This window comes from Streptomyces nojiriensis (genome assembly GCF_017639205.1).
GTDB lineage: Bacteria > Actinomycetota > Actinomycetes > Streptomycetales > Streptomycetaceae > Streptomyces > Streptomyces nojiriensis.
Genome location: NZ_CP071139.1, coordinates 5,410,147 through 5,435,446, shown reverse-complemented (window position 1 = coordinate 5,435,446; position 25,300 = coordinate 5,410,147). Strand labels below are relative to the sequence as shown.

The window sequence follows — 25,300 nt, the reverse complement described above, 5'->3', positions numbered from 1 at the left end:
AAGTTTGCCCCAGAGTCTAGATCATTAACCGAGGGGGTCCGGAGCCGTGGTGACTCCGTACTCCGCCAGCTTCGCCTTTCCGCAGTCCGGGCTGGTCAGGACGATGGGGCCGGCCTCCGTCAGCGCGATGGAGTGCTCCCAGTGCGAGGACCAGGTGCCGTCCGTCGTGATGACCGTCCAGTCGTCCGAAAGGACCTCCGTCTGGGCGGTTCCCAGGGAGACCATGGGCTCGATCGCCAGGCAGAGGCCCGGAACCAGCTTGATCCCCTTGCCCCGCTTGCGCGAGACGTAGTTCAGCAGGTGGGGGTCCATGTGCATCTCGGACCCGATGCCGTGGCCGCCGTAGTCCTCGATGATCCCGAACTTGCCGAGGCTGTGCTCACCGGTGGAGGGGCGGGGCTGGCGCTTGATGTACGTCTCGATCGCCTTGGAGATGTCCACGAGGCGGTTGCCGAGCTTCATGGCGGCGATACCGGCCCACATGGACTCCTCGGTCACCCGGGACAGCTCCACGAGCTCAGGGGCGTGCCCGGTGCCCACGAAGGCGGTGTACGCGGCGTCGCCGTGCCAGCCGTCCACGATCGCGCCCGCGTCGATCGAGATGATGTCGCCGTCCTTGAGGACGGTCTTGTCGTCCGGGATGCCGTGGACGACGACCTCGTTCACCGAGGTGCAGATGGTCGCGGGGAAGCCGCCGTAGCCGAGGAAGTTCGACTTGGCCCCGGCGTCCGCGATGACCTTGCGGGCCACCATGTCCAGATCCCGCGTCGTGGCGCCCGGCACGGCCGCCTCACGGGTCGCAGCGTGGATCGCCGCGACGACCAGCCCTGCCTCGCGCATCTTCGCGATCTGCTCGGGGGTCTTGATCTGGACCATGGGAAATGCCTTCCACCTTCGGATCTGCGTTGTTCAGGTCTTCTCAACAGTACGGCCGCGATGTCCCGGGGACACCGCGGCCGTACCTGCACACGAAGAGTTACTACTTCTTGAGGGCGTCCATCGCGCGCTTCGTGACGTCCGCGACCTCACCGAGGGCCGGGATGGTCACCAGCAGGCCCTGGGCCTTGTAGTAGTCGATGATCGGCTCGGTCTGCGTGTGGTAGACCTCCAGCCGGTTGCGGACCGTGGCCTCGGAGTCGTCGCCGCGCTGGTACAGCTCGCCGCCGCAGGTGTCGCAGACACCCTCGGCCTTCGCCGGGGCGTACGTCACGTGGAAGACGTGCGAGGAGTCGTTGCGGCAGATCCGCCGGCCGGCGATCCGCTTGACGACCTCGTCCTCCTCGACCTCCAGGTCGAGGACGGCGTCGAGCTTCATGCCCTCGGCCTGGAGCATCACGTCGAGCGCCTCGGCCTGCGAGACGTTGCGCGGGAAACCGTCGAGCAGGAAGCCGTTCACGGCGTCCGGCTGCTCCATGCGGTCCTTCGCCATGCCGATGGTCACCTCGTCGGGAACCAGGTCGCCGGCGTCCATGTACGCCTTCGCCTGCTTGCCGAGCTCGGTGCCCTGGCTGATGTTGGCCCGGAACAGGTCACCCGTGGAGATGTGCGGAATCGACAGGTTCTTGGCAAGGAACGCGGCCTGCGTTCCCTTGCCCGCACCGGGCGGTCCAACGAGGACGATTCGCATCAGCGGAGGAACCCTTCGTAATTACGCTGCTGGAGCTGGCTCTCGATCTGCTTCACGGTTTCCAGACCCACACCCACGATGATCAGGATGCTCGTCCCGCCGAACGGGAAGTTCTGGTTCGCTCCGAAGCCGGCCAACGCCATCGTCGGCACAAGAGCGATGAGACCCAGGTACAGCGACCCCGGCCAGGTGATCCGGTTGAGTACGTAGCTGAGGTACTCGGCGGTGGGCCGACCGGCGCGGATGCCCGGGATGAACCCACCATACTTCTTCATGTTGTCTGCAACTTCCTCGGGGTTGAACGAGATCGCCACGTAGAAGAACGCGAAGAAAACGATCAGGAGGAAGTACGCCGCGATGTAGTACGGGTGGTCGCCCTTGACGAAGTGCTTCTGGATCCAGACGGCCCAGCCTGCCTGGGAGCCGCTGAACTGCACGACCAGCGCCGGGATGTAGAGCAGCGACGAGGCGAAGATGACGGGGATGATGCCCGCCTGGTTCACCTTGAGCGGGATGTAGGTCGAGGTACCGCCGTAGGCACGGCGGCCGATCATGCGCTTCGCGTACTGGACCGGGATCCGGCGCTGCGCCTGCTCGACGAAGACCACCAGGCACACCATCGCCAGGCCGACCAGGATGACGACGCCGAACTCGACCCAGCCGTCAGCGATCTTGCCCTGGAGCTTGATCTGCCAGAGGGCGCCGATGAAGCCGGCGGCGATCGAGATGAACATGAGGATCGACATGCCGTTGCCGATGCCGCGGTCGGTGATGAGCTCACCGAGCCACATGACGACGCAGGTACCGGCGGTCATGGTGATCACCATGACGACCGTGGTGAAGATCGACCGGTCCGGGACGATCTCGCGACCGACCGGGCAGGTCCCGAAAAGGGCACCGGTGCGGGCGGTGGCGACAAGGCCGGTGCCCTGCAGGATCGCAAGGGCAACCGTCAAATAGCGCGTGTACTGAGTGATCTTCGCCGTGCCGGACTGTCCCTCTTTCTTGAGGGTCTCCAGCTTCGGGATGACCACGGTCAGCAGCTGCAGGATGATGCTCGCCGTGATGTAGGGCATGATGCCGAGCGCGAAGATCGTGATCTGCAGCAGCGCACCGCCGCTGAACATGTTGACCAGGCCGAACAGCCCACTGCTGTTGCCTGCCTGCTCGACACAGATCTGAACGTTCTTGTAGCTCACGCCGGGTACCGGTACATGGGACCCGAGCCGGAACAGCACGATGATGCCGAGCGTGAAGAGCAGCTTCTTGCGCAGGTCGGGCGTCTTGAACGCCCGGGCGAACGCGGTGAGCACGGTGCCTCCTGCGACCCCCGCGCTACTGCGTCAGAGGTGACGGTCTGAGGGATCGACGAATACGACAAAGCAAAGGTGCACGCCACCTTACCGGCGAGTGTGCCTTCCGTGGAACGACCGACCGGGGATGCCCCATATGTGAGGCATCCCCGGTCGGGTTTCGAGCTATTCAGCCACTGAAATCGTCTTAGACGAGCTCGGTGACGGTGCCGCCGGCAGCGGCGATCTTCTCCTTGGCGGAGGCGGAGACGGCGTCAACCGAAACCTGCAGCGCCACGGAGATCTCGCCCTGGCCCAGGACCTTGACGAGGCTGTTCTTGCGAACCGCGCCCTTGGCGACCAGGTCGGCCACCGTGACTTCTCCACCCTCGGGGTAGAGAGCGCCGAGCTTGTCCAGGTTCACGACCTGGAACTCGGTGCGGAACGGGTTCTTGAAGCCCTTGAGCTTCGGCAGACGCATGTGGAGGGGCATCTGCCCACCCTCGAAGCGCTGCGGGATCTGGTAGCGGGCCTTCTGGCCCTTCGTACCACGACCGGCCGTCTTACCCTTCGACGCCTCACCACGACCGACACGGGTCTTCGCGGTCTTGGCGCCGGGGGCGGGACGGAGGTTGTGGGCCTTCAGCGGGCTGTTCTCAGCCATGATTAGTCAACCTCCTCAACCGTCACGAGGTGGCGGACGGTCTGCACCATTCCGCGGAACTCGGGGCGGTCCTCCTTGACGACGACGTCGTTCAGGCGCTTGAGCCCGAGCGAACGCAGCGTGTCGCGGTGGTTCTGCTTGCTGCCGATGTACGACTTCGTCTGCGTGATCTTGAGGCGAGCCATTACGCACCCGCCCCAGCACGTGCACGAAGCAGAGCCGCGGGGGCGACGTCCTCGAGGGGCAGACCACGGCGAGCCGCGATCTCCTCGGGACGCTGCAGGCCCTTCAGGGCCTCCACGGTCGCGTGCACGATGTTGATCGCGTTGTCGGAGCCCAGGGACTTCGACAGGATGTCGTGAACGCCGGCGCACTCCAGAACGGCGCGCACCGGGCCACCGGCGATAACACCGGTACCGGGGGAAGCAGGCTTCAGCAGGACGACGCCCGCAGCCTTCTCGCCCTGGATCGGGTGAGGGATGGTGCCCTGGATGCGCGGAACCTTGAAGAAGTTCTTCTTGGCTTCCTCGACACCCTTGGCGATGGCCGCGGGAACTTCCTTGGCCTTGCCGTAACCGACACCTACAGTGCCGTCACCGTCGCCCACCACGACCAGCGCGGTGAAGCTGAAGCGGCGACCACCCTTGACAACCTTGGCGACGCGGTTGATCGCGACAACGCGCTCAACGTAAGCGGTCTTCTCGGCGGCAGGGCCACCGTCGCGACCCTTCCGGTCCCGCCGCTCGCCGCCACCGGCACCGCTTCCGCGGCGCTGGGGTCCAGCCATTGGATTACCTCTCTCTGTTACGTCCGTGAGTCCCGGAACCGGGGCTTAGAACTTCAGCCCGGCTTCGCGGGCGGCGTCAGCCAGAGCGGCAATGCGCCCGGCGTATCGGTTGCCACCGCGGTCGAACACGACGGTCTCGACACCCGCAGCCTTGGCACGCTCGGCGACGAGCGCGCCGACAGCCTGGGCCTGCGAGCTCTTGTCGCCTTCGCCACCGCGGATCGAAGCATCCAGGGTCGACGCGGACGCCAGGGTGTGGCCCTGGAGGTCGTCGATGACCTGAGCAACGATGTTGCGGTTCGAACGCGTCACGACGAGGCGCGGACGCTCCGCCGTACCCGAGACGTTCTTGCGGATGCGGATGTGGCGGCGAGCCTTGGCAGCGCGCTTGTACGCGTCGCCCTTGGCGATCTTCACACCGTATGCCATGGCTACTTACCAGCCTTTCCGACCTTGCGGCGGATGACTTCGCCGGCGTACTTGACACCCTTGGCCTTGTACGGGTCGGGCTTCCGCAGCTTGCGGATGTTGGCGGCGACCTCGCCGACCTTCTGCTTGTCGATGCCCTCGACCGTGAACTTGGTCGGCGACTCGACCTTGAAGGAGATGCCCTCGGGCGCCTCCACCAGGATCGGGTGGCTGTAACCCAGCTGGAACTCCAGGTCGGAGCCCTTCGCCAGGACACGGTAACCGACACCGCTGATCTCGAGAGCCTTGACGTATCCCGTGGTCACACCGGTGATCATGTTCGCCACCAGCGTGCGGGACAGGCCGTGCAGGGCCTTGTTCTGACGCTCGTCGTTCGGACGGGTGACGTTCAGAACGCCGTCCTCGCCCTTAACAACGGCGATGGGAGCCTTGACGGTGTGGGAGAGGGAACCCTTGGGGCCCTTAACCGCAACCGTGCTGCCATCGATGGTGACGTCCACACCGGCGGGAACCTGGATGGGGAGCTTGCCGATTCGCGACATTGCTTTTCCTCCGTTCCCGACTACCAGACGTAGGCGAGGACTTCCCCACCTACGCCCTTCTTGCCTGCCTGCTGGCCGGTGAGCAGACCGTGCGACGTGGAGATGATCGCCACGCCCAGGCCGCCGAGCACCTTCGGCAGGTTGGTGGACTTCGCGTACACGCGCAGACCGGGCTTCGAGATCCGCTTGATGCCCGCGATGGAGCGCTCACGGTTCGGCCCGAACTTCAGCTCGAGGACGAGGTTCTTGCCGACCTCGGCGTCCTCGACCTTCCAGCCGGTGATGAAACCCTCCTGCTTGAGGATCTCTGCGATGTGCGACTTGATCTTGCTGTGCGGCATCACGACGGTGTCGTGGTACGCCGAGTTAGCGTTACGCAGACGGGTCAGCATGTCTGCGATCGGGTCAGTCATGGTCATGAAGTGGCCTTCGGCCTCTCTCGCCGGGGTTTCCTGTATGCGCCATCCCTCTCCCCACTCAGTGGCGGGACGGGTGCGGTGCGGGGACCTACGGCGTAGTAAGTCGATAGGGCGGCGGACGCCCAACCCCACAAGCCTACGGCATGCGGAGCTGGGCACCCACCGACCAGATGCTTACCGAGAGTCTCTGGAACTTCCCAAGTCCTTACGGACGGAAGGGAATTACCAGGAGCTCTTGGTCACGCCCGGCAGCTCGCCACGGTGAGCCATCTCACGAAGGCAGACGCGGCACAGGCCGAACTTGCGGTACACGGAGTGGGGGCGACCGCAGCGCTGGCAGCGGGTGTACGCACGCACACCGAACTTGGGCTTACGGGCAGCCTTCGCGATGAGAGCCTTCTTCGCCATCTCGCTTACGCCTCCTTGAAGGGGAAGCCGAGGTGACGAAGGAGCGCGCGGCCCTCAGCGTCGTTGGTCGCCGTGGTGACCACGGTGATGTCCATACCCCGGGTACGGTCGATCTTGTCCTGGTCGATCTCGTGGAACATGACCTGCTCCGTGAGACCGAAGGTGTAGTTACCACGGCCGTCGAACTGCTTCGGCGACAGACCACGGAAGTCACGGATACGCGGCAGCGCGAGCGACAGCGTACGGTCCAGGAACTCCCACATGCGGTCACCACGGAGGGTGACGTGGCAGCCGATCGGCTGACCCTCGCGCAGCTTGAACTGCGCGATGGACTTGCGGGCCTTCGTGACGGCCGGCTTCTGACCGGTGATCGTCGTCAGGTCCTTGATGGCGCCGTCGATCAGCTTGGAGTCGCGGGCGGCGTCGCCCACACCCATGTTGACCACGATCTTCACGAGGCCGGGGATCTGCATGACGTTCTCGTAGGAGAACTCCTCACGCAGCTTGCCGGTGATGTCCTCGCGGTACTTCGTCTTGAGACGCGGAGTGGTAGCCATCAGATGTCCTCACCCGTCCGCTTGGCAACGCGGATCTTGTTGCCCTCGTCGTCGAAGCGGTAGCCGACGCGGGTGACGACCTTCTTGCCGTCCTTCTCCACAACCAGCTGAACGTTGCTGACGTGGACCGGGGCCTCGGTGATCACAATGCCACCGGCCTGGTTCTGCGCAGCCTTGGTGTGCTTCTTGACCCGGTTGACACCCTCGACGAGGACACGGTTCTCAGCGGGGAAGGCAACGATGACCTTGCCCTGCTTGCCCTTGTCCTTACCGGTGATGACCTGGACCAGGTCGCCCTTCTTGATCTTCATGCTTACAGCACCTCCGGCGCGAGCGAGATGATCTTCATGAACTTCTTCTCGCGCAGCTCACGGCCCACCGGGCCGAAGATACGGGTGCCGCGAGGGTCGCCGTCGTTCTTCAGAATGACGGCGGCGTTCTCGTCGAAGCGGATGTACGAGCCGTCCTGGCGGCGACGCTCCTTGACGGTGCGAACGATGACCGCCTTGACGACGTCACCCTTCTTCACGTTGCCACCGGGGATCGCGTCCTTGACGGTGGCGACGATGACGTCACCGATGCCCGCGTAGCGGCGACCCGAACCACCGAGAACACGGATGCAAAGGATTTCCTTCGCACCAGTGTTGTCGGCGATACGCAGTCGCGACTCCTGCTGGATCACGTGTATCTCCTGTTTGTCTGCCGGTTCCCGGCGGGGGCTTCACTCCGGAGAGCGTCGCCCCCACCGAGCCTGGCGGAACGAATCCGAGGGAAACCCCTCAGACTGTGTCTGTTTGGAATTCGCTTGCGCGAATTGCCTTACTTGGCCTTCTCGAGGATCTCGACGATGCGCCAGCGCTTGCTCGCCGACAGCGGACGCGTCTCCATGATGAGGACGCGGTCGCCGACGCCGGCAGCGTTCTGCTCGTCGTGCGCCTTGAGCTTGTTCGTACGGCGGATGACCTTGCCGTACAGGGCGTGCTTGACGCGGTCCTCGACGGCGACGACGACGGTCTTGTCCATCTTGTCGCTGACGACCAGACCCTCACGGGTCTTGCGGAAGCCGCGCTCGGTCTTCTCAGTCACGTTGTTCTCGCTCATCAGGCGCTCTCCACCGTCTCGATACCGAGCTCACGCTCGTGCATCAGGGTGTAGATGCGAGCGATGTCCTTACGGACGGACTTGAGCCGGCCGTTGTTCTCCAGCTGACCCGTGGCCGCCTGGAAGCGGAGCTTGAACAGCTCCTCCTTGGCCTCGCGCAGCTTGCCAACGAGCTCCTCGTTGCCGAGCTCACGCAGCTCGGACGCCTTGGTTCCCGTCGCCATCACGACTCACCTGCCTCGCGCCGAACAATCCGGCACTTCATCGGAAGCTTGTGAGCAGCGCGGGTGAGCGCCTCACGAGCAATCTTCTCGTTCGGGTAGGACAGCTCGAACATGACCCGACCCGGGTGCACGTTGGCGATCCACCACTCGGGAGAACCCTTACCGGAACCCATGCGGGTTTCGGCCGGCTTCTTCGTCAGCGGGCGGTCCGGGTAGATGTTGATCCAGACCTTGCCGCCACGCTTGATGTGGCGGGTCATCGCAATACGAGCCGCCTCGATCTGGCGGTTCGTCACGTAAGCCGGGGTCAGCGCCTGGATGCCGTACTCGCCGAACGTGACCTCAGTACCGCCCTTGGCCATACCGCTGCGCTTCGGGTGGTGCTGCTTGCGGTGCTTGACCCTACGAGGGATCAGCATGTCGGTCAGGCCTCCGTTCCGGTGCTCTCGGCCGGAGCGGCGGCGGGAGCGTCGGCCTTGGGGGCCTCGACACCAGCAGCCTGCTGCGGCTTGCGGCCACCACGGCCGCCGCGCTCGCCACCACGGCCACCACGGCCGGCGGGACGGTCGCCAGCGCCCTGCGCGCCACGGGCCGGGCGGTTACCCGCACGGGCCGCAGCGTTCTCGGCGCGAACCTCGGCGATGTTCTTGACGTCGCCCTTGTAGATCCAGACCTTCACACCGATACGGCCGAAGGTGGTCTTGGCCTCGAAGAAGCCGTAGTCCACGTTCGCGCGCAGCGTGTGCAGCGGCACACGACCCTCGCGGTAGAACTCGGAGCGGGACATCTCGGCGCCGCCGAGACGGCCGCCACACTGGATCTTGATGCCCTTGGCGCCGGCCTTCATCGTGCCCTGCATGCTCTTACGCATGGCGCGACGGAAGGAGACGCGGGAGGAGAGCTGCTCGGCAACGGCCTGGGCAACCAGCTGAGCGTCAAGCTCGGGGTTCTTGACCTCGAGGATGTTCAGCTGGACCTGCTTGCCCGTGAGCTTCTCGAGGTCACCGCGGATGCGGTCGGCCTCGGCGCCACGGCGGCCGATGACGATGCCCGGACGAGCGGTGTGGATGTCCACACGCACGCGGTCACGGGTGCGCTCGATCTCAACCTTCGAGATGCCGGCGCGCTCCATGCCGGACGTCATCATCCGACGGATGGCGACGTCTTCCTTGACGTAGTCCTTGTACAGCTTGTCGGCGTACCAACGCGACTTGAAGTCGGTGGTGATGCCGAGCCGGAACCCGTGCGGGTTTACCTTCTGGCCCATTACCGGGAACCTTCCTTGCTGCTGACGACCACGGTGATGTGGCTGGTCCGCTTGCGGATCCGGTAGGCACGGCCCTGCGCACGCGGACGGAACCGCTTCAGGGTCGGGCCCTCGTCCACGTACGCCTCGCTGATGACCAGCGTGGAGGCGTCCGGGTGGTTGTAGTTGTGTGCGGCGTTGGCGATGGCGCTGTCAAGCACCTTGCCAACCGGCACGCTCGCGGCCTGCGGGGCGAAACGCAGGACCGCCTGAGCCTCCGTGGCATCCATGCCACGGATAAGGTCCACCACTCGGCGGGCCTTCATGGGCGTGACGCGGATGTACCGCGCCTGGGCCCTGGCTTCCATGGTTGTCCCTTCGGTGTAAGTCATAGTCATAACCACCCCGCCTTTAGCGGCGCTTCGACTTCCGGTCGTCCTTGACGTGGCCGCGGAAGGTGCGAGTCGGCGAGAACTCGCCGAGCTTGTGGCCGACCATCGACTCGGTGACGAACACCGGGACGTGGGTCTTGCCGTTGTGCACCGCGATGGTGTGACCCAGCATGCTGGGGATGATCATCGAGCGACGGGACCAGGTCTTGATGACGTTCTTGGTGCCGGCTTCGTTCTGGACGTCCACCTTCTTTACGAGGTGGTCGTCGACGAAGGGCCCCTTCTTGAGACTGCGCGGCATCTAAACCCGCTCCTAGCGCTTCTTGTTCGTCTTGCGGCGGCGGACGATGTACTTGCTCGAAGCCTTCTTCGGCGAGCGAGTACGACCCTCCTTCTGACCCCACGGGGAGACCGGGTGGCGACCACCACTGGTCTTGCCCTCACCACCACCGTGCGGGTGGTCAACCGGGTTCATCGCGACACCGCGGACGGACGGGCGAACGCCCTTCCAGCGCATACGGCCGGCCTTGCCCCAGTTGATGTTCGACTGCTCGGCGTTGCCGACCTCGCCGACCGTGGCGCGGCAGCGCGCGTCGACGAGACGGATCTCACCGGACGGCATACGAAGGTGGGCCATCGTGCCCTCCTTCGCCAGCAGCTGCACGGAGGCACCCGCGGAACGGGCGAACTTGGCGCCACCACCGGGACGGAGCTCGATCGCGTGGATCGTGGTACCGACCGGGATGTTGCGGAGGGCCAGGTTGTTACCGGGCTTGATGTCGGCCGTGGGGCCGTTCTCAATCCGGTCGCCCTGCTTCAGAGCCTTCGGCGCGATGATGTAGCGCTTCTCGCCGTCCGCGTAGTGCAGGAGCGCGATGCGCGCGGTGCGGTTGGGGTCGTACTCGATGTGCGCGACCTTGGCCGGCACGCCGTCCTTGTCGTGACGACGGAAGTCGATCACGCGGTAGGCGCGCTTGTGTCCACCACCCTGGTGGCGAACGGTGATCCGACCGGTGTTGTTACGGCCGCCCTTGCTGTGCAGGGGGCGAACCAGCGACTTCTCCGGCGTGGACCGCGTGATCTCGACAAAGTCGGCGACGCTGGAGCCACGACGGCCCGGGGTCGTCGGCTTGTACTTGCGGATACCCATTTCTCAGTCCTCGTCCGATTCCGGACGACTAGACCTCCGTTAGGAGGCCTGGCCGCCGAAGATGTCGATACGGTTGCCCTCGGCAAGGGTCACGATGGCGCGCTTGGTGTTCGCACGCTTGCCGAAACCGGTCTTGGTGCGCTTGCGCTTACCCTGACGGTTGATCGTGTTGACCCCGGTGACCTTGACCGAGAAGACCGCTTCCACGGCCTGCTTGATCTGGGTCTTGTTGGCGCCGGGCGCGACGATGAACGTGTACTTGTTCTCGTCCAGCAGCGCGTAGCTCTTCTCCGAGACAACCGGCTTGATCAGCAGGTCGCGCGGGTCAGTGAAGGTCTTGCTGGTAACGGTCGCCTCAGACATCAGGCGTCGCTCCCTTCGGTCTCATCGGCCTTGGGGCCAGACACGAAGGACTCGAAAGCGGCCTGAGTGAAGACCACGTCGTCAGAGACGATCACGTCGTACGTGTTCAGCTGGCCCGGCTCCAGGATGTGAACCTGGGGCAGGTTGCGGGCGGACAGCCACGCGGCCTCGTCGGCGCGCTCGACGACCAGGAGCAGGTTCTTGCGCTCCGAGATCTTGCCGAACAGCGTCTTGGCGGCCTTCGTGGAGGCGGAACCCTCGACCACGCCGGTGACGACGTGGATGCGGGAGTGACGCGCACGGTCCGAGAGGGCACCGCGGAGGGCGGCGGCCTTCATCTTCTTCGGGGTCCGCTGGGAGTAGTCACGCGGCTGCGGGCCGTGGACGACGCCACCGCCGACGAACTGCGGCGCACGGGTCGAACCCTGGCGCGCGCGGCCGGTGCCCTTCTGGCGGTACGGCTTGCGGCCACCACCACGGACTTCGCCACGACGCTTGGTCTTGTGCGTGCCCTGACGGGCAGCAGCCAGCTGAGCGACAACGACCTGGTGGATCAGCGGAACGCTGGTCTTCGCGTCGAAGATCTCCGCGGGGAGCTCGACGGTACCGGCCTTGTCGCCTGCCGGCGAAAGGATGTCAATGGTGCTCATTACCTCAAGCCCCCTTGGCCGCGGTACGGACCAGGACGAGGCCGCCGTTCGGACCGGGGACCGCACCCTTGATGAGGAGCAGACCCTTCTCCGCGTCAACCGCGTGGATGGTCAGGTTCTGGGTGGTGACACGCTCGTTACCCATGCGACCGGCCATGCGCATGCCCTTGAAGACACGCCCAGGGGTGGCACAGCCACCGATCGAACCGGGGGAGCGGTGCTTGCGCTGCACACCGTGACCGGCGCCGAGGCCCCGGAAGTTGTGCCGCTTCATGACACCGGCGAAGCCCTTGCCCTTGCTGTTGCCCGTGACGTCAACCTTGACGCCGGACTCGAACACCTCAGCAGTGATCTCCTGGCCGAGCGTGTACTCGCTGGCGTCGGAGGTGCGGAGCTCCACCAGGTGGCGGCGGGGGGTCACGTCGGCCTTGGCGAAGTGGCCCTTGAGGGGCTTGTTCACCTTGCGCGGGTCGATCTCGCCGAAGGCGATCTGGACCGACTCGTAGCCGTCGATGTCGTTCGTACGGACCTGGGTAACGACGCAGGGTCCGGCCTTGACCACGGTCACCGGGACGACACGGTTGTTCTCGTCCCAGACCTGGGTCATGCCGAGCTTCTCGCCCAGGACGCCCTTGATCTGCTTTGCCATCTTCTCGACGCCTCTCAGAGCTTGATCTCGATGTCAACGCCGGCCGGAAGGTCCAGGCGCATCAGCGAGTCAACGGTCTTGGGAGTCGGGTCGAGGATGTCGATCAGGCGCTTGTGCGTGCGCATCTCGAAGTGCTCGCGCGAGTCCTTGTACTTGTGCGGCGACTTGATGACGCAGTACACGTTCTTCTCAGTGGGCAGCGGCACCGGGCCCGCGACCGACGCACCAGTGCGCGTCACCGTCTCGACGATCTTCTTCGCCGAGGAATCGATGACCTCGTGGTCGTAGGCCTTGAGCCGGATGCGGATCTTCTGTCCCGCCATGGCTACTCCGTAGTCCTGTCTGTATGTGGAAACGCTCTGGCTCCCGGTCGGCTGCGGGATGGATCCCGCGGCCTCTCCTCCGACCCACGCGGTCGGGCGTGTCGCACTCCCTCTACAGAAAATTCCCATACGGAAATTCCCTCATCCAAGGGGGTACGGTCCCAATGACCGCGATTCGGGGGAGAAACACCCACCGAGTGCCTGGTGGGCACCGTGCTGACACTTCCCAGAAGATTCCCGTACGTCCGCCCCCATTGCTGCCCCGAGAGGCAGATTAAGGACGACGAGTACTGTGGGACTCGCTTCCGGTCCTCCCGGCGGGAGGCGCGCAGCATCGGCACTCAGCCGAGCAACTTGAGTAGTCTGCCATACGAGGCACGTACCTGGCCAATCGGGCCGAAGAGAATACCCCGCCACGCTGAGTGGTCAAACTGCACCACGCCCGGGGCGCGGCAGGGCCTCTCCCCCGGTCAGGAGCGGGTGACCGTCCCGCACGCTCCGCCCTTGATGTCCGTGCTGCGGTCGTACGGGTCCGTGGCGGGCCCGGTGGGTGCCGTACCGGCCGGCGCGTCCTGCGGGAACATCGGGTGCACGTAGCCGCCGGCCGCCTCGCACTCCACGTTCGACCGCTCCGCGTGGTACTCGCTCAGCTGGAGCCGGTTCCCGTCGGCCTTCCAGCGCGCCGGGTCGAGCAGGGAGAAGGTGATCTGCCGGCGCACGATCGTGCGCTGCACGCTCGTGCCCCCCTTGGTCATCGGGTGGACGAAGGTGTGGTCCGTCACCACGCGCACCTCCCCGGGTTCCCCCTGCTCCACGCGCATGCTGCCGCGCACCTTGACCACGTTGCCGACGGGCTTGACCTCGGCCGGGTCGAAGCGGGTGAACAGCAGGGTCGGGTTGTCCTGCGCCGTGGGTTTCGTCAGGTACTGCTCCAGCCGCTGCGGGACGTCCGGCTGCTGCGGGTCCAGGAGCGCCAAGGCCGCGGCGGGGCGTTCGCCGCGCAGGGTCGCCGGGTCCAGGTTGGCCGCGACGAGGAACTGCCTGACGCGCTGCAGCGCGTCCGCGACCTTCTCCTTCGGCATCCAGTCCACGGCGGTGGCCTCGGGGACCTCGATCCCGGCGGCACCGTCGGCCCACCGCAGGGCCGGCGAGCCCCGGAAGGGCTCCGCCAGGGTCGGCAGGTCCGGGGGCACGGCGCCCGGGGCCGCGGTCGGCCGGGCCGTCTCCGCGGGCAGCAGGGCCTTCGCGTCCTGCCGGGCGGCGGTCTTGCCCGTGACCCGGTCGATCACCAGCTCGGGCCGTACGGCGACCAGCGCGAGCCCGGCGATGAAGACGACGGCCAGGGTGATCTTGATCCCCCGCTTGGCCCGGCCCCGCCCGCCCCGCGTCCCCCGCCCGGTCGGACCGGTGCGCCAGCCCGGCGGCTCCTGCTGGTCGCGCAGCCGCGCGGTCACCATCCGGGCCCGCGCCGACGGCTCCCGCGGCGCCTCCCCGGCACCCGCGGCGGCCCGCTCCAGGAACGCCGCCAGCTCCTCGTCGGATATCCCCGAGCTCCGCGCGTTCTCGTCTTTCCCGCCCATGTCCCACCCCGTGTGCATCCGCATGTGTCCGATACGGCCGAGAGGCCCCGCACCGTGCGGTGCGGGGCCTCTCGGCCACCGATCGGGCGACTGGTCGCGTCACCCGATCGCAAGATCGTACTCCTGGACGATCAAGCCGGCGGGGCGGCACGCCCCGCACGGAAGTGACCGTCACGTCAATGGGGTCAGACCCCGGTGAGCTGTCCGTCGGGTGCCGGTGCCGCCGTACGGCGCGGCACGGCCCCGCGCAGGGTCAGCAGCATCGCGGCGGCGGTGGCCAGCGAACCGACCGCGTAGCCGAGGCCCACGCGCAGCGCGATGTCCCCGGGTACCAGCGTGATGCCGAGCAGCACCGCGGTGCCGAACGCCCAGCAGGCCAGCTGCGCGCGGTGCTTGTGCAGCACCATCTGGGCCTGGCCGAGCACCATCGCCAGCATGTAGCAGGTCGTCCCGATGGAGAACCAGAGGAAGTCGAGGTGGAAGAGCTGGCCGGGCTCGGCACGGAAGAGGACCTCGATCAGCCAGGGGCCGAGCAGCACGGCCGGCACACCGCCGACGGCGCCGAGGCCGAGCACCACCAGGCAGGCCTTGCGCAGCATCCGGGCGAAGCCCTGGTGGTCTCCGGCGGCCACCACGGTGGACAGGCCCGAGAGCAGCGAGGCCTGCAGCGAACCGAAGACGAACAGCGGCACCCGGGCCAGCACCAGCGCGCTGAGCAGGGCCGAGATCAAGGCGGTGCGGGTCGGCTCCAGCAGCTGGGTGCTCATCACCGCCGCGTTGACCACCACCTGCGCCAGCAGCGTGGAGGCGGTCAGCGGCCCGAGGCCGCGGGCCAGCTCCCGGGTGGGGAACACGGCGCCGGGCCGCGCCGCGCGCAGCGTCGGGGCCAGCGTGACCAGCAGGGCGACGAACGGCGCCACCACGAGGATCAGGCTGAAGGCGAGCGCCGAGTGGAGCCCGGCGGCGGCGCAGGCGAAGGCCAGCACGATCCGCAGGCCGCCGTCGACCGCGAGCTGGGAGCCGTACGCGGTGAAGCGGCCGACGCCGGCCAGGATGCCCCGGGTGAGGTAGCACAGGGCCATCCCGGCGAAGGCCCCGCCGAGCACGGCGACCATTTGGAGGTCGCCGTGGAACAGCCGGTCGGCGATCGGCCGGGCGAAGACGGCGAGCGCCGCCAGGACCGCGCCGAGGACGCCCCCGGTCAGCAGTCCCGCCTTCCGGAGCACCGGCGCGGCGCCCTCACCGCGCACCACACGGGCGGCGACGATCCGGGTGAGCTCCTGCTCGATCGGGAAGAACAAGCCGATCCCGACGGACATCACCAGGGTCCACAGCACCGAGACGCCGGCCTTGTCGGCCTCGGAGAGGCTGTGTCCGGCCACCGCGAGGTGGATGTAGGAGGCGGCGCCGAGTACGGCGGTGCCCCCCGCGACCATCGCGGTCCCGGGGGGCAGGGCTTTGAGCAGTTTCGCGATCGGGTTCATCCCGTGGCTTTCATCGGCCGCACGCTCAGCGCGTGGCGTGGCGGAGCATGGCACTGACACCGGGCCGGCCGGCGTGCTTCACGGCGCCGGGCAGCAGGGTGATGGCGTGCAGCCGGGAGGAGAGGTGCAGCCGGGAGACCTTGGCCGCACGCGGCCAGCCGTGCCGCTCCAGGCGGTCGGCGGTCTCCACGAAGAAGCGCTTGGCCTCCTCGAAGCGGTGGCCGGTGTAGGCCTTGGCGGAGGACTCGCTCCCGGCGTGCCGGCGGTAGCTGAAGCAGACCTCCGGCGTGGTGGCCAGGGTCTCCCCCGCCACCAGCAGGTCGACGACCAGGGCCAGGTCCTGGATCACGCCCAGGTCGTCGCGGAAGCCGAAGCGCTTGACCGCCTCGGTGCGCCAGCAGATCGACGGGAAGTACAGCCAGTTGCCGCGCAGCAGGCTGACGGCCAGCTCCTCGCCGCCGAGCAGGGCCCGGCCGGGGCCCTTGGGCGAGTACAGCTTGCGCTTGGTCCGGTCGACCAGGGTGTCGTACTCCTGGCCGTCGGTGCCGATCACCAGGACGCCCGGCTGGATCATCGCGGCGGCCGGCTCGCGGTCGGCCGCGGCCCGCACCACCTGCAGGTAGTTCGGGTGCATGAGGTCGTCGCAGCCCATGAGCACCAGGTACTCGTACTCGGCGAGCTCGACGCAGCGGTTGAAGTTGCCGGTCACACCGAGGTTGCGTTCGTTGCGCAGGTAGCGGACCCGGGGGTCGGCGAGCTGCTCGAACCACTCGGGGACGCCCGGCTCACGGCCGTCGTCGACGACGGTCAGGCGCCAGTCGTCGCCGTCCTGGGCCAGGACGCTGCGGACGGCGTCCTGCATCAGCGCGACATCGCCGTAGTACGGCAGGAGGATCTCGAAACGCGACATGTTCTCCGCCTAGGCCCGGGTCAGCTCGCGGGCGACCAGCTCGGCGGTGCGCTGCTGGAAGGCGGCGTACGCCGGGGTGCCGGGCGTGAACGCCTTGAGCTCGCCGGGCATCCGGCGGATCATCGCGAGCAGCAGCACGAGGCCGGCCCGGGTGAGGTAGACCATCGCCCGGAACGGGGAGGCGCTCGGGCGGCCGGTGGTCCGTTCGCGCATCGCCACGGGGATCTGGCGCACGGTGAAGCCGGAGCGGGCGGCGCCCACCATCGACTCGATGGTGTCCCCGAGGTACTCCACGGGGTACCAGCGGGCGAAGAACTCGATGAGCGGCCGGTTGCAGGCGCGGAAGCCCGAGGTGGTGTCGGTGAGCTTGGTCCGGGTGATGCGCGACAGCACCACGGACAGCAGCGACATCGCCCACTTGCGCGGGCCGCGCACGGTGTAGTCGCCGTCGCCGGCGAACCGGGCGCCTATGACCAGGTCGGCGTCGCCGACGGCGAGGCGCTCCAGCAGCGCCGGCACGTACGCCGGGTCGTGCTGGCCGTCGGCGTCCACCTGGATCGCCACGTCGTAGCCGTGCTGCTGCGCGTAGCGGTAGCCGAGCCGCATCGCGCCGCCGACACCGAGGTTGAAGGGCAGCTGGGCGACGGCCGAGCCGGCCGCCCGGGCCACCTCGGCCGTGTTGTCCGCCGAGCCGTCGTCGACCACGAGGGTGTCCACGTAAGGCAGTTGCTGCTGGATCTCGCGCAGGACGGAGGGCAGTCCGTCCTCCTCGTTCCAGGCGGGAAGAATGATCAGGACGCGACGACCGTCGTTCACGAGTTCACCTGTGCCTCGATGGCGCCGGCCTCTTCCGCGCGCGGCGACGTACTGGGGTAACCGCCCTGCTGGACGAGGTGCGCGCGGATCAGCGCGACGTCCTCCGCCAGGGTGCGCGTCTCCGCCTCCAGCCGGCTGGTCTCCCAGCTGAGGTGCAGGCTCACCAGCAGGACCAGGACGAAGCCGATGAAGAACACCAGGCTCACGCCGGATGCCACGCCGAGGCTCCGGGCCACCGGGTCCAGCAGGTCGGGGACGAAGCCGAGCGGGGCGGCCAGCAGTCCGATGGCGAGCCATATCGCCGCGTACTTCTCCCGCAGTTGCTGGCGGCGCAGCAGCTCGAGGATGTACCCCAGCACCAGAAGACCGGTGATGGAGGTCAGAACGGAGAGTCGCACAGCGGACGGCGCCTTTCGCGCGAAGGGGCCAACATCTTTATAGGAGAAGCATATGGCACGGCACATGACGCCAACGGGGCCCGAAAGGTTGCATCCCGGGCCCCGTCTGCGACGTGCGTGTGTGATTGATCAGCCTCGCCGGCTCACCTCGTGGAGGGGAGTCCCAGCAGATCAGCGAAGGCCGGGCGGGTGATCGCCTCGGCGAGCTGCGCCCGCCAGTCGGCCAGTGGTTCCAGCCCGGCGGCCGACCAGCCGTCGTGAGCAAGGACACTGAAGGCCGGTCGCACCGCGGGGCGGACGAACGCCTCGGAGGTCGTCGGCCGGATCCGCTCGGGGTCGAGTCCGCTCAGCCGGTACGCCTCGCGCGCCAGCCCCATCCAGGTGGTACGGCCGCTCGCGGTGCCGTGGTAGACCCCGCCCGGGGCCTTGCCCGCCAGCGCGGCGAGGCCGAGGTCGACCAGGTGACGGGCCAGCGCGTAGGACCAAGTGGGCTGGCCGTGCTGGTCGTCGACCACGTCGAGGGTGTCCCGCTGGGCGGCCAGCTTCAGCATGGTGGCGACGAAGTTCGCCCCGTGCTCGCCGTACAGCCACGCGGTCCGCACGATGTAGCCGTCCTGCGGGAGCAGCTCGGCGACGGCCTGTTCACCGACCAGCTTGGAGCGCCCGTAGGCGTTGACCGGACCGGTCTCGGCGTCCTCGGGGTACGGCTGCGCGGCATTGCCGGGCAGCACGTAGTCGGTGGAGACGTGCAGCAGGCGCGCACCGGCGTCGGCGCAGGCCGCGGCGAGGACGCGTACGCCGGTGCCGTTGACGGCGGTGGCGGCTTCCTCGGCGGTCTCGGCGCCGTCCACGTCGGTCCAGGCCGCGCAGTTGACGACGACGGCGGCACCCTCGACGGCGGCCCGGACGGCTGCCGGGTCGGTGATGTCGAGATCGGCGCGCCGCAGGCCCGCGGCTTCGATGCCGGCGTCCTTCAGCGCGGCCAGGACGTCCTGGCCGAGCATTCCGGCGGCGCCGGTGACGAGCCAGCGGCCGGCTTCCGGGTTCGCGGTCACTTCTGCAGGGCCGCCTTCGCCTTCAGCGGCTCCCACCAGGCACGGTTCTCGCGGTACCACTCGATGGTGGCCTTGATGCCGTCCTCGAAGGTGACCTGCGGGGCGTAGCCCAGCTCGGCGCCGATCTTGCTGATGTCGATGGAGTAGCGGAGGTCGTGGCCCTTGCGGTCCTCGACGTGCTCGACCATGTCCCAGCCGAGGCCGGCGGCCTCCAGCAGGACACCGGTGAGCTCCTTGTTGGTGAGCTCGGTGCCGCCGCCGATGTTGTAGACCTCGCCGGCCCGGCCCTTGCGCATGGCCAGGTCGATGCCGCGGCAGTGGTCGGAGACGTGCAGCCAGTCGCGGACGTTGCCGCCGTTGCCGTACAGCGGGACCTTCTTGCCGTCCATCAGGTTCGAGACGAACAGCGGGATGACCTTCTCCGGGAACTGGTAGTGCCCGTAGTTGTTGGAGCAGCGGGTGACCACCACGTCCATGCCGTGCGTGCGCGCGTAGGCCAGCGCCAGCAGGTCGGAGGACGCCTTCGAGGCGGAGTACGGGGAGTTCGGCACCAGCGGCCACTCCTCGGTCCAGGAGCCCTCGCTGATCGAGCCGTAGACCTCGTCGGTGGAGATGTGGACGAAGCGGCCGACGCCGTGCTTGCGGGCGGAGTCGAGCAGCACCTGGGTGCCCACGACGTTGGTCATCACGAACGGGCCCGCGCCGGCGATCGAGCGGTCCACGTGGGACTCGGCCGCGAAGTGCACGACGACGTCGTGACCGGGCATGACCTGGTCGACGGCGTCCGCGTCGCAGATGTCGCCCTTGACGAAGGTGTATCCGGGGTGGTCGGCGACCGGGGCGAGGTTGGCCTCGACGCCCGAGTACGTCAGCTTGTCGAAGACAGTGATCTGCGCCGTGGCATCTGCAGCGAGCTGCTGGCGGACGAATTCTGAACCGATGAAGCCGGCGCCGCCGGTCACGAGGATGCGCATAATACGAAGAGTCTAGCGGTCCGCCCAACGTCACATGTGCTGAACTCTGCTCCCCCACGCCCTCTCGCATAGGGTTCTCCCCATGCGTGGAATCCTCTTGGCCGGTGGCACCGGATCTCGACTCTGGCCGCTGACCCGGGCCGTCTCGAAGCAGCTGCTGCCCGTCTTCGACAAGCCGATGATCTACTACCCCCTTTCCACCCTGGTGATGGCGGGTATCAGCGAGATCCTGATCATCACCACCCCGGACGACCGCGACCAGTTCGAGCGACTGCTCGGCGACGGCTCGCAGTTCGGCCTGCGGCTGGAGTACGCCGTCCAGGAGCGCCCGGAGGGCATCGCCCAGGCGTTCGTCCTCGGCGCCGACTTCATCGGCGACGAGTCCGTCGCCCTGATCCTCGGCGACAACATCTTCCACGGCAGTGGCCTCGGCACCCGCCTCGCCCAGCACACGGACGCCAAGGGCGGCCGCGTGTTCGCGTACCCGGTCGCGGACCCCACCGCCTACGGCGTGGTCGAGTTCGACGAGGACGGCCAGGCCATCTCCATCGAGGAGAAGCCGGAGAAGCCCAAGTCCCGCTACGCGGTGCCGGGTCTGTACTTCTACGACAACCAGGTCGTCGAGATAGCCCGCGGCCTGAAGCCCAGCGCCCGCGGCGAGCTGGAGATCACCGCCGTCAACGACGCGTACCTCCAGGCCGGCGAGCTCAACGTGACCATCCTCGACCGCGGTACCGCGTGGCTGGACACCGGCACCTTCGTCTCGATGGTGCAGGCCTCCGAGTTCGTCCGCGTGATCGAGGAGCGCCAGGGCTTCAAAATAGGCTGCATCGAGGAAGCGGCCTGGCGGGCCGGCCTGATCGACTCCGCGCAGCTGCGCGCGCTCGCCGAGCCGCTGACCAAGAGCGGCTACGGCGACTACCTGCTGATGCTGCTCGCCGAGGAGGACGCCCGATGAAGTTCCGCGAACTCTCCATAGCCGACGCCTTCGAGGTGACCCCGCAGCTGCACGGCGACCCGCGCGGCCTGTTCACCGAGTGGTACCGCTTCGACCGGCTGGCCGAGGTCGTCGGTCACCCGCTGAACCTGGCGCAGGCGAACCTCTCGGTCTCCTCCGCGGGCGTGGTCCGCGGCATCCACTTCGCCGACGTACCGCGCGGCCAGGCCAAGTACGTGACCTGCGTACGCGGCGCCGTGCTCGACGTCATCGTCGACCTGCGGGTCGGCTCCCCCACCTTCGGCCAGTGGGAGGGTGTCCGCCTCGACGACGTGGACCGCCGCGCGGTCTACATCCCCGAGGGCCTCGGCCACGGCTTCTGCGCGCTGAGCGACGACGCGACGCTGTCGTACCTCTGCTCGGAGACGTACAACCCGACCGGCGAGCACTCCGTGCACCCGCTCGACCCCGACCTGGGCATCGAGTGGCCGGCCGACGTGCCGCTGCTGTCCGCCCGCGACGAGGCCGCCCCCTCGCTGGCCGACGCCCTCGCGACCGGCCTGCTGCCCGACCACGCCGCCTGCGTCGAGTTCACCGAGTCCCTGCGCGTGAACTGACCCACCGCCGCCACGCGACCGAGGGCCGCACCCCGAACGGGGTGCGGCCCTCGGTCGTACCCGCCGCCCTGCCCACCCGGCATGAGGGGACGCGCGGACATGCCGAAGGGCCCCGTACCACCGCCGAGGCGATGGGCCGGGGCCCTTCAGTACAACTTGGTGCCCGATGAACGGGCTACCAGGTCAGAGCACGAAATTACTTCGTGATCTTGGTGACCTGGCCGGCGCCCACGGTACGACCACCCTCACGGATGGCGAACTTCAGGCCCTCCTCCATGGCGACCGGCTGGATCAGCGCGACCGTCATCTCGGTGTTGTCGCCCGGCATGACCATCTCCGTGCCGGCCGGCAGGGTGACGACACCCGTGACGTCCGTGGTACGGAAGTAGAACTGCGGACGGTAGTTGTTGAAGAACGGGGTGTGACGGCCACCCTCGTCCTTCGACAGGATGTAGGCCTGGGCCTCGAACTCGGTGTGCGGGGTGACCGAACCGGGCTTGATGATGACCTGGCCGCGCTCGACGTCCTCGCGCTTGATGCCACGGAGGAGCAGACCGACGTTCTCACCGGCCTGGCCCTCGTCGAGGAGCTTGCGGAACATCTCGATACCGGTGACCGTGGTGGTGGTCTTGGTCTCCTTGATACCGATGATGTCGACGGTCTCGTTGACCTTCAGGACACCACGCTCGATACGGCCGGTGACGACGGTACCGCGACCGGTGATCGTGAAGACGTCCTCGACGGGCATGAGGAACGGCTTCTCGGTGTCACGCGGCGGGGTCGGGATGGCCTCGTCGACGGCGGACATGAGGCCGAGGAGCTTCTCGCCCCACTCCTTGTCGCCCTCGAGCGCCTTCAGCGCGGAGACGCGGACGACCGGCAGGTCGTCGCCCGGGAACTCGTACTCGGAGAGGAGCTCGCGGACCTCGAGCTCGACGAGCTCCAGGATCTCCTCGTCGTCCACCATGTCGGCCTTGTTCAGGGCGACGACGATGTAGGGAACGCCGACCTGGCGGGCCAGGAGCACGTGCTCCTTGGTCTGCGGCATCGGGCCGTCGGTGGCGGCGACCACGAGGATCGCGCCGTCCATCTGCGCGGCACCGGTGATCATGTTCTTGATGTAGTCGGCGTGACCCGGGCAGTCGACGTGGGCGTAGTGACGCGCCTCGGTCTGGTACTCGACGTGCGCGATCGAGATGGTGATACCGCGCTGGCGCTCCTCAGGAGCCTTGTCGATCTGGTCGAAGGCCGAGGCCTCGTTCAGGTCCGGGTACGCGTCGTGCAGCACCTTGGTAATGGCGGCCGTGAGGGTCGTCTTACCGTGGTCAATGTGACCGATGGTGCCGATGTTGACGTGCGGCTTAGTCCGCTCGAACTTCGCCTTCGCCACGGGGTCCTCCTGGAGAGTGGTTCTGTACGCCTTACAGATCGGCGCCAGGTGATCTTTGCTGGAAAGCCGGCCCCCCGGGGCAACGGATTGTTACTCCTGTTGCCCCAGAGGCTCCGGTGACAAGCCTAAAGCGTGTACTCGGAAGAGTTACTCGCCCTTGGCCTTCGCGATGATCTCCTCGGCGACGTTCCGGGGAACCTCGGCGTAGGAGTCGAACTGCATCGAGTAGCTGGCGCGACCCGAGGTCTTGCTGCGGAGGTCTCCGACGTAGCCGAACATCTCCGAAAGGGGCACGAGGCCCTTCACGACGCGAGCACCGTGACGCTCCTCCATGGCCTGGATCTGGCCACGGCGGGAGTTGATGTCACCGATGACGTCACCCATGTAGTCCTCGGGCGTGGTGACCTCTACGGCCATCATCGGCTCGAGGAGCACGGGAGAAGCCTTGCGCGCGGCCTCCTTGAAGGCCTGCGAACCGGCGATCTTGAAGGCGAGCTCCGAGGAGTCGACCTCGTGGTAGCCACCGTCGAGAAGCGTGACGCGAACGCCCGTCATCTCGTACCCGGCCAGGATGCCGAACTGCATGGCTTCCTGCGCACCGGCGTCGACCGAAGGGATGTACTCCTTCGGGACGCGTCCACCGGTGACCTTGTTCACGAACTCGTACGCCGGACCGTCGGTCTCGGTGATGGGCTCGATCGCGATCTGCACCTTGGCGAACTGACCGGTACCACCGGTCTGCTTCTTGTGCGTGTAGTCGTGACGCTCGACGGCCTTGCGGATCGTCTCGCGGTACGCGACCTGCGGCTTGCCGACGTTGGCCTCGACCTTGAACTCGCGCTTCATACGGTCGACCAGCACCTCGAGGTGCAGCTCGCCCATACCGCCGAGGATGGTCTGGCCCGTCTCCTCGTCCGAGTGAACGTGGAAGGAGGGGTCCTCCTCCGCGAGACGCTGGATGGCGACACCCAGCTTCTCCTGGTCACCCTTGGACTTGGGCTCGATGGCGACCTGGATGACCGGAGCCGGGAAGTCCATGGACTCCAGGATCACGGGTGCCTTGTCGTCACACAGCGTCTCACCGGTCGTGGTCTGCTTCAGGCCCATGACGGCGACGATGTCACCGGCGCCCACCGCGGCGATCTCTTCACGCTTGTTGGCGTGCATGCGGTAGATCTTGCCGATGCGCTCCTTCTTGCCCTTGACGGAGTTCAGCACCGCAGTGCCGGCCTCCAGGCGGCCCGAGTAAACCCGGACGAAGGTGAGCTTGCCGAGGTGCGGGTCGCTCATGATCTTGAACGCGAGCGCGGCGAGGGGCTCCTCGTCGGACGGCTTGCGCTTCACGACCACCTCGGCGTCGCGGACGTCGTGGCCCTCGATGGCCTCGATGTCCAGCGGCGACGGCAGGTAGCGGACGACGGCGTCGAGCAGGGGCTGAACGCCCTTGTTCTTGAACGCCGTGCCACAGAACACCGCGGTGATCGTGGGCTCGCCCTTGCCCTTGCCGGAGTTCAGGATGATCCGACGGACGGCGGCGTGCAGCTGCTCGACGGTGGGCTCGTTGCCCTCCAGGAACAGCTCCATGATCTCGTCGTCGTTCTCGGCGACGGTCTCGACCAGCTTGCCGCGCCACTCTTCAGCAGCCTCGGTGTGCGTGGCCGGGATGTCGACGATGTCGTACATCTCGCCCTTGGTCGCCTCGGCGGACCAGACGAACGCCTTCATGGTGACCAGGTCGACAACGCCCTGGAAGTCCATCTCGGCACCGATGGGGAGCTGCATGACGATCGGAACCGCACCGAGGCGGTCCTTGATCATGTCGACGCAACGGTGGAACTCGGCGCCGGTGCGGTCGAGCTTGTTGACGAAGCAGATGCGCGGCACGCCGTAGCGGTCCGCCTGACGCCAAACGGTCTCGGACTGCGGCTCGACGCCGGCCACACCGTCGAAGACGGTGACGGCGCCGTCGAGGACGCGGAGCGAACGCTCCACCTCGACGGTGAAGTCGACGTGACCCGGGGTGTCGATGATGTTGATCGTGTGGTCAACGTCTTCGAGGGGCCAGTGGCAGGTCGTCGCGGCAGACGTGATGGTGATACCACGCTCCTGCTCCTGCTCCATCCAGTCCATCGTGGCGGCGCCGTCGTGGACCTCACCGATCTTGTACGACACACCGGTGTAGAACAGGATGCGCTCGGTGGTGGTCGTCTTGCCCGCGTCGATGTGGGCCATGATCCCGATGTTGCGGACCTTGGCCAGGTCAAGCGAAGTGGTAGCCATAAGGCTTCGGTCTTCTCTCGGTCTCGATGTGGGGTG

Annotated in this window: 35 protein-coding genes; 2 read left to right on the top strand and 33 right to left on the bottom strand. The window is 67.2% G+C overall.

Going from position 1 to position 25,300, the window contains the following annotated elements; translation table 11 throughout:
- Positions 1–24: 24 nt before the first annotated feature.
- The 31 genes from map to rfbB all read right to left on the bottom strand — a co-directional run bounded on the left by map (position 25) and on the right by rfbB (position 20,040).
- Entirely contained in the window at positions 25–876 is an 852-nt protein-coding gene (gene map, locus JYK04_RS25455; RefSeq protein ID WP_189733350.1) for a type I methionyl aminopeptidase, read from the bottom strand.
- 103 nt (positions 877–979) lie between these two features.
- Positions 980–1,627: an adenylate kinase gene (locus JYK04_RS25450; RefSeq protein ID WP_189733352.1), complete on the bottom strand. Its 648-nt coding sequence runs from the start codon at positions 1,625–1,627 to the stop codon at positions 980–982.
- Positions 1,627–2,940 carry a preprotein translocase subunit SecY gene (gene secY, locus JYK04_RS25445; RefSeq protein WP_189733355.1) on the bottom strand — a complete coding sequence of 438 codons (1,314 nt, stop codon included), beginning with the start codon at positions 2,938–2,940 and terminating at the stop codon, positions 1,627–1,629. The genes JYK04_RS25450 and secY overlap by 1 nt, the downstream gene beginning before the upstream one ends.
- A 187-nt stretch (positions 2,941–3,127) precedes the next feature.
- Positions 3,128–3,583: a 50S ribosomal protein L15 gene (gene rplO / locus JYK04_RS25440; RefSeq protein ID WP_030008473.1), complete on the bottom strand. Its 456-nt coding sequence runs from the start codon at positions 3,581–3,583 to the stop codon at positions 3,128–3,130.
- Positions 3,584–3,585: 2 nt separating this feature from the next.
- Complete coding sequence (gene rpmD, locus JYK04_RS25435; RefSeq protein WP_053682614.1) at positions 3,586–3,768, bottom strand: 50S ribosomal protein L30; 183 nt, start codon at positions 3,766–3,768, stop codon at positions 3,586–3,588.
- Positions 3,768–4,370 (bottom strand): 30S ribosomal protein S5, encoded by a 603-nt coding sequence (rpsE, locus tag JYK04_RS25430; RefSeq protein WP_030008472.1) that lies wholly within the window; start codon positions 4,368–4,370, stop codon positions 3,768–3,770. Before rpsE ends, rpmD begins: the two co-directional genes overlap by 1 nt.
- Positions 4,371–4,415: 45 nt before the next feature.
- On the bottom strand, positions 4,416–4,799 hold the full coding sequence (rplR, locus tag JYK04_RS25425; RefSeq protein WP_030008471.1) for a 50S ribosomal protein L18: 384 nt from the start codon (positions 4,797–4,799) through the stop codon (positions 4,416–4,418).
- A 2-nt stretch (positions 4,800–4,801) separates the two neighbouring features.
- Positions 4,802–5,341 carry a 50S ribosomal protein L6 gene (rplF, locus tag JYK04_RS25420; RefSeq protein ID WP_189733357.1) on the bottom strand — a complete coding sequence of 180 codons (540 nt, stop codon included), beginning with the start codon at positions 5,339–5,341 and terminating at the stop codon, positions 4,802–4,804.
- 20 nt (positions 5,342–5,361) lie between these two features.
- Entirely contained in the window at positions 5,362–5,760 is a 399-nt protein-coding gene (rpsH, locus tag JYK04_RS25415; protein WP_007265911.1) for a 30S ribosomal protein S8, read from the bottom strand.
- A 222-nt stretch (positions 5,761–5,982) separates the two neighbouring features.
- Positions 5,983–6,168, bottom strand: a complete 186-nt coding sequence (locus JYK04_RS25410; RefSeq protein ID WP_003956452.1) for a type Z 30S ribosomal protein S14 — start codon at positions 6,166–6,168, stop codon at positions 5,983–5,985.
- Positions 6,169–6,173: 5 nt separating this feature from the next.
- On the bottom strand, positions 6,174–6,725 hold the full coding sequence (gene rplE / locus JYK04_RS25405) for a 50S ribosomal protein L5 (RefSeq protein WP_037792008.1): 552 nt from the start codon (positions 6,723–6,725) through the stop codon (positions 6,174–6,176).
- Complete coding sequence (gene rplX / locus JYK04_RS25400; RefSeq protein WP_150258782.1) at positions 6,725–7,036, bottom strand: 50S ribosomal protein L24; 312 nt, start codon at positions 7,034–7,036, stop codon at positions 6,725–6,727. Before rplX ends, rplE begins: the two co-directional genes overlap by 1 nt.
- Positions 7,037–7,038: 2 nt before the next feature.
- The gene (gene rplN, locus JYK04_RS25395) at positions 7,039–7,407 is read right to left on the bottom strand and encodes a 50S ribosomal protein L14 (RefSeq protein WP_008739701.1); all 369 of its coding nucleotides are present in this window, start codon (positions 7,405–7,407) and stop codon (positions 7,039–7,041) included.
- Positions 7,408–7,544: 137 nt separating this feature from the next.
- Positions 7,545–7,826 carry a 30S ribosomal protein S17 gene (gene rpsQ / locus JYK04_RS25390; RefSeq protein WP_030008467.1) on the bottom strand — a complete coding sequence of 94 codons (282 nt, stop codon included), beginning with the start codon at positions 7,824–7,826 and terminating at the stop codon, positions 7,545–7,547.
- Complete coding sequence (rpmC, locus tag JYK04_RS25385) at positions 7,826–8,050, bottom strand: 50S ribosomal protein L29 (RefSeq protein ID WP_008739703.1); 225 nt, start codon at positions 8,048–8,050, stop codon at positions 7,826–7,828. Before rpmC ends, rpsQ begins: the two co-directional genes overlap by 1 nt.
- Positions 8,050–8,469, bottom strand: a complete 420-nt coding sequence (gene rplP / locus JYK04_RS25380) for a 50S ribosomal protein L16 (protein WP_008739704.1) — start codon at positions 8,467–8,469, stop codon at positions 8,050–8,052. Before rplP ends, rpmC begins: the two co-directional genes overlap by 1 nt.
- A 5-nt stretch (positions 8,470–8,474) precedes the next feature.
- Positions 8,475–9,317: a 30S ribosomal protein S3 gene (gene rpsC / locus JYK04_RS25375; protein ID WP_030230639.1), complete on the bottom strand. Its 843-nt coding sequence runs from the start codon at positions 9,315–9,317 to the stop codon at positions 8,475–8,477.
- Positions 9,317–9,664 carry a 50S ribosomal protein L22 gene (gene rplV, locus JYK04_RS25370; RefSeq protein WP_007265904.1) on the bottom strand — a complete coding sequence of 116 codons (348 nt, stop codon included), beginning with the start codon at positions 9,662–9,664 and terminating at the stop codon, positions 9,317–9,319. The genes rpsC and rplV overlap by 1 nt, the downstream gene beginning before the upstream one ends.
- Before the next feature lie 43 nt (positions 9,665–9,707).
- Positions 9,708–9,989, bottom strand: a complete 282-nt coding sequence (rpsS, locus tag JYK04_RS25365) for a 30S ribosomal protein S19 (protein ID WP_008739713.1) — start codon at positions 9,987–9,989, stop codon at positions 9,708–9,710.
- Positions 9,990–10,001: 12 nt separating this feature from the next.
- Positions 10,002–10,838 (bottom strand): 50S ribosomal protein L2, encoded by an 837-nt coding sequence (gene rplB / locus JYK04_RS25360; RefSeq protein ID WP_008739715.1) that lies wholly within the window; start codon positions 10,836–10,838, stop codon positions 10,002–10,004.
- A 39-nt stretch (positions 10,839–10,877) separates the two neighbouring features.
- Positions 10,878–11,201, bottom strand: a complete 324-nt coding sequence (rplW, locus tag JYK04_RS25355; RefSeq protein WP_007265901.1) for a 50S ribosomal protein L23 — start codon at positions 11,199–11,201, stop codon at positions 10,878–10,880.
- On the bottom strand, positions 11,201–11,851 hold the full coding sequence (gene rplD / locus JYK04_RS25350) for a 50S ribosomal protein L4 (protein WP_030710344.1): 651 nt from the start codon (positions 11,849–11,851) through the stop codon (positions 11,201–11,203). The genes rplW and rplD overlap by 1 nt, the downstream gene beginning before the upstream one ends.
- A 4-nt stretch (positions 11,852–11,855) precedes the next feature.
- A complete protein-coding gene (gene rplC / locus JYK04_RS25345) occupies positions 11,856–12,500 on the bottom strand; it encodes a 50S ribosomal protein L3 (RefSeq protein ID WP_007265899.1) in 645 nt (214 codons plus the stop codon).
- A gap of 14 nt (positions 12,501–12,514) precedes the next feature.
- Positions 12,515–12,823, bottom strand: a complete 309-nt coding sequence (gene rpsJ, locus JYK04_RS25340; RefSeq protein ID WP_003948644.1) for a 30S ribosomal protein S10 — start codon at positions 12,821–12,823, stop codon at positions 12,515–12,517.
- A 470-nt stretch (positions 12,824–13,293) separates the two neighbouring features.
- Positions 13,294–14,403, bottom strand: coding sequence for a hypothetical protein (locus JYK04_RS25335; RefSeq protein WP_189733359.1), 1,110 nt, complete (start codon positions 14,401–14,403; stop codon positions 13,294–13,296).
- A gap of 185 nt (positions 14,404–14,588) precedes the next feature.
- A complete protein-coding gene (locus tag JYK04_RS25330) occupies positions 14,589–15,887 on the bottom strand; it encodes a lipopolysaccharide biosynthesis protein (protein ID WP_189733360.1) in 1,299 nt (432 codons plus the stop codon).
- Positions 15,888–15,912: 25 nt separating this feature from the next.
- The gene (locus JYK04_RS25325; RefSeq protein WP_189733361.1) at positions 15,913–16,797 is read right to left on the bottom strand and encodes a glycosyltransferase family 2 protein; all 885 of its coding nucleotides are present in this window, start codon (positions 16,795–16,797) and stop codon (positions 15,913–15,915) included.
- A gap of 9 nt (positions 16,798–16,806) precedes the next feature.
- A complete protein-coding gene (locus tag JYK04_RS25320; RefSeq protein ID WP_189733363.1) occupies positions 16,807–17,613 on the bottom strand; it encodes a glycosyltransferase family 2 protein in 807 nt (268 codons plus the stop codon).
- On the bottom strand, positions 17,610–18,011 hold the full coding sequence (locus JYK04_RS25315; RefSeq protein ID WP_189733365.1) for a DUF2304 domain-containing protein: 402 nt from the start codon (positions 18,009–18,011) through the stop codon (positions 17,610–17,612). The genes JYK04_RS25320 and JYK04_RS25315 overlap by 4 nt, the downstream gene beginning before the upstream one ends.
- A 143-nt stretch (positions 18,012–18,154) precedes the next feature.
- On the bottom strand, positions 18,155–19,066 hold the full coding sequence (gene rfbD, locus JYK04_RS25310; protein WP_189733367.1) for a dTDP-4-dehydrorhamnose reductase: 912 nt from the start codon (positions 19,064–19,066) through the stop codon (positions 18,155–18,157).
- Positions 19,063–20,040: a dTDP-glucose 4,6-dehydratase gene (gene rfbB, locus JYK04_RS25305; RefSeq protein ID WP_189733369.1), complete on the bottom strand. Its 978-nt coding sequence runs from the start codon at positions 20,038–20,040 to the stop codon at positions 19,063–19,065. Before rfbB ends, rfbD begins: the two co-directional genes overlap by 4 nt.
- A gap of 82 nt (positions 20,041–20,122) precedes the next feature.
- Here rfbB and rfbA point away from each other — a divergent pair, with 82 nt between their 5' ends.
- Positions 20,123–20,998 (top strand): glucose-1-phosphate thymidylyltransferase RfbA, encoded by an 876-nt coding sequence (gene rfbA, locus JYK04_RS25300; protein WP_189733371.1) that lies wholly within the window; start codon positions 20,123–20,125, stop codon positions 20,996–20,998.
- On the top strand, positions 20,995–21,594 hold the full coding sequence (gene rfbC / locus JYK04_RS25295; protein WP_189733373.1) for a dTDP-4-dehydrorhamnose 3,5-epimerase: 600 nt from the start codon (positions 20,995–20,997) through the stop codon (positions 21,592–21,594). Before rfbA ends, rfbC begins: the two co-directional genes overlap by 4 nt.
- A 196-nt stretch (positions 21,595–21,790) precedes the next feature.
- Here rfbC and tuf read toward each other — a convergent pair whose 3' ends face one another.
- Both tuf and fusA read right to left on the bottom strand, forming a co-directional pair.
- Positions 21,791–22,984 carry an elongation factor Tu gene (gene tuf / locus JYK04_RS25290; protein ID WP_030008455.1) on the bottom strand — a complete coding sequence of 398 codons (1,194 nt, stop codon included), beginning with the start codon at positions 22,982–22,984 and terminating at the stop codon, positions 21,791–21,793.
- Between the two features lie 147 nt (positions 22,985–23,131).
- Complete coding sequence (fusA, locus tag JYK04_RS25285; protein ID WP_033225050.1) at positions 23,132–25,264, bottom strand: elongation factor G; 2,133 nt, start codon at positions 25,262–25,264, stop codon at positions 23,132–23,134.
- Between the last annotated feature and the right edge of the window lie 36 nt (positions 25,265–25,300).

Bases quoted from the DNA above. Each gene is read 5' to 3' on its own strand.
- map (WP_189733350.1), bottom strand. From the start codon at position 876: ATGGTCCAGATCAAGACCCCCGAGCAGATCGCGAAGATGCGCGAGGCA.
- JYK04_RS25450 (WP_189733352.1), bottom strand. From the start codon at position 1,627: ATGCGAATCGTCCTCGTTGGACCGCCCGGTGCGGGCAAGGGAACGCAG.
- rplO (WP_030008473.1), bottom strand. From the start codon at position 3,583: ATGGCTGAGAACAGCCCGCTGAAGGCCCACAACCTCCGTCCCGCCCCC.
- rpmD (WP_053682614.1), bottom strand. From the start codon at position 3,768: ATGGCTCGCCTCAAGATCACGCAGACGAAGTCGTACATCGGCAGCAAG.
- rpsE (WP_030008472.1), bottom strand. From the start codon at position 4,370: ATGGCTGGACCCCAGCGCCGCGGAAGCGGTGCCGGTGGCGGCGAGCGG.
- rplR (WP_030008471.1), bottom strand. From the start codon at position 4,799: ATGGCATACGGTGTGAAGATCGCCAAGGGCGACGCGTACAAGCGCGCT.
- rplF (WP_189733357.1), bottom strand. From the start codon at position 5,341: ATGTCGCGAATCGGCAAGCTCCCCATCCAGGTTCCCGCCGGTGTGGAC.
- rpsH (WP_007265911.1), bottom strand. From the start codon at position 5,760: ATGACCATGACTGACCCGATCGCAGACATGCTGACCCGTCTGCGTAAC.
- JYK04_RS25410 (WP_003956452.1), bottom strand. From the start codon at position 6,168: ATGGCGAAGAAGGCTCTCATCGCGAAGGCTGCCCGTAAGCCCAAGTTC.
- rplE (WP_037792008.1), bottom strand. From the start codon at position 6,725: ATGGCTACCACTCCGCGTCTCAAGACGAAGTACCGCGAGGACATCACC.
- rplX (WP_150258782.1), bottom strand. From the start codon at position 7,036: ATGAAGATCAAGAAGGGCGACCTGGTCCAGGTCATCACCGGTAAGGAC.
- rpsQ (WP_030008467.1), bottom strand. From the start codon at position 7,826: ATGAGCGAGAACAACGTGACTGAGAAGACCGAGCGCGGCTTCCGCAAG.
- rpmC (WP_008739703.1), bottom strand. From the start codon at position 8,050: ATGGCGACGGGAACCAAGGCGTCCGAGCTGCGTGAGCTCGGCAACGAG.
- rplP (WP_008739704.1), bottom strand. From the start codon at position 8,469: ATGCTGATCCCTCGTAGGGTCAAGCACCGCAAGCAGCACCACCCGAAG.
- rpsC (WP_030230639.1), bottom strand. From the start codon at position 9,317: ATGGGCCAGAAGGTAAACCCGCACGGGTTCCGGCTCGGCATCACCACC.
- rplV (WP_007265904.1), bottom strand. From the start codon at position 9,664: ATGGAAGCCAGGGCCCAGGCGCGGTACATCCGCGTCACGCCCATGAAG.
- rpsS (WP_008739713.1), bottom strand. From the start codon at position 9,989: ATGCCGCGCAGTCTCAAGAAGGGGCCCTTCGTCGACGACCACCTCGTA.
- rplB (WP_008739715.1), bottom strand. From the start codon at position 10,838: ATGGGTATCCGCAAGTACAAGCCGACGACCCCGGGCCGTCGTGGCTCC.
- rplW (WP_007265901.1), bottom strand. From the start codon at position 11,201: ATGTCTGAGGCGACCGTTACCAGCAAGACCTTCACTGACCCGCGCGAC.
- rplD (WP_030710344.1), bottom strand. From the start codon at position 11,851: ATGAGCACCATTGACATCCTTTCGCCGGCAGGCGACAAGGCCGGTACC.
- rplC (WP_007265899.1), bottom strand. From the start codon at position 12,500: ATGGCAAAGCAGATCAAGGGCGTCCTGGGCGAGAAGCTCGGCATGACC.
- rpsJ (WP_003948644.1), bottom strand. From the start codon at position 12,823: ATGGCGGGACAGAAGATCCGCATCCGGCTCAAGGCCTACGACCACGAG.
- JYK04_RS25335 (WP_189733359.1), bottom strand. From the start codon at position 14,403: ATGGGCGGGAAAGACGAGAACGCGCGGAGCTCGGGGATATCCGACGAG.
- JYK04_RS25330 (WP_189733360.1), bottom strand. From the start codon at position 15,887: ATGAACCCGATCGCGAAACTGCTCAAAGCCCTGCCCCCCGGGACCGCG.
- JYK04_RS25325 (WP_189733361.1), bottom strand. From the start codon at position 16,797: ATGTCGCGTTTCGAGATCCTCCTGCCGTACTACGGCGATGTCGCGCTG.
- rfbB (WP_189733369.1), bottom strand. From the start codon at position 20,040: ATGCGCATCCTCGTGACCGGCGGCGCCGGCTTCATCGGTTCAGAATTC.
- rfbA (WP_189733371.1), top strand. From the start codon at position 20,123: ATGCGTGGAATCCTCTTGGCCGGTGGCACCGGATCTCGACTCTGGCCG.
- rfbC (WP_189733373.1), top strand. From the start codon at position 20,995: ATGAAGTTCCGCGAACTCTCCATAGCCGACGCCTTCGAGGTGACCCCG.
- fusA (WP_033225050.1), bottom strand. From the start codon at position 25,264: ATGGCTACCACTTCGCTTGACCTGGCCAAGGTCCGCAACATCGGGATC.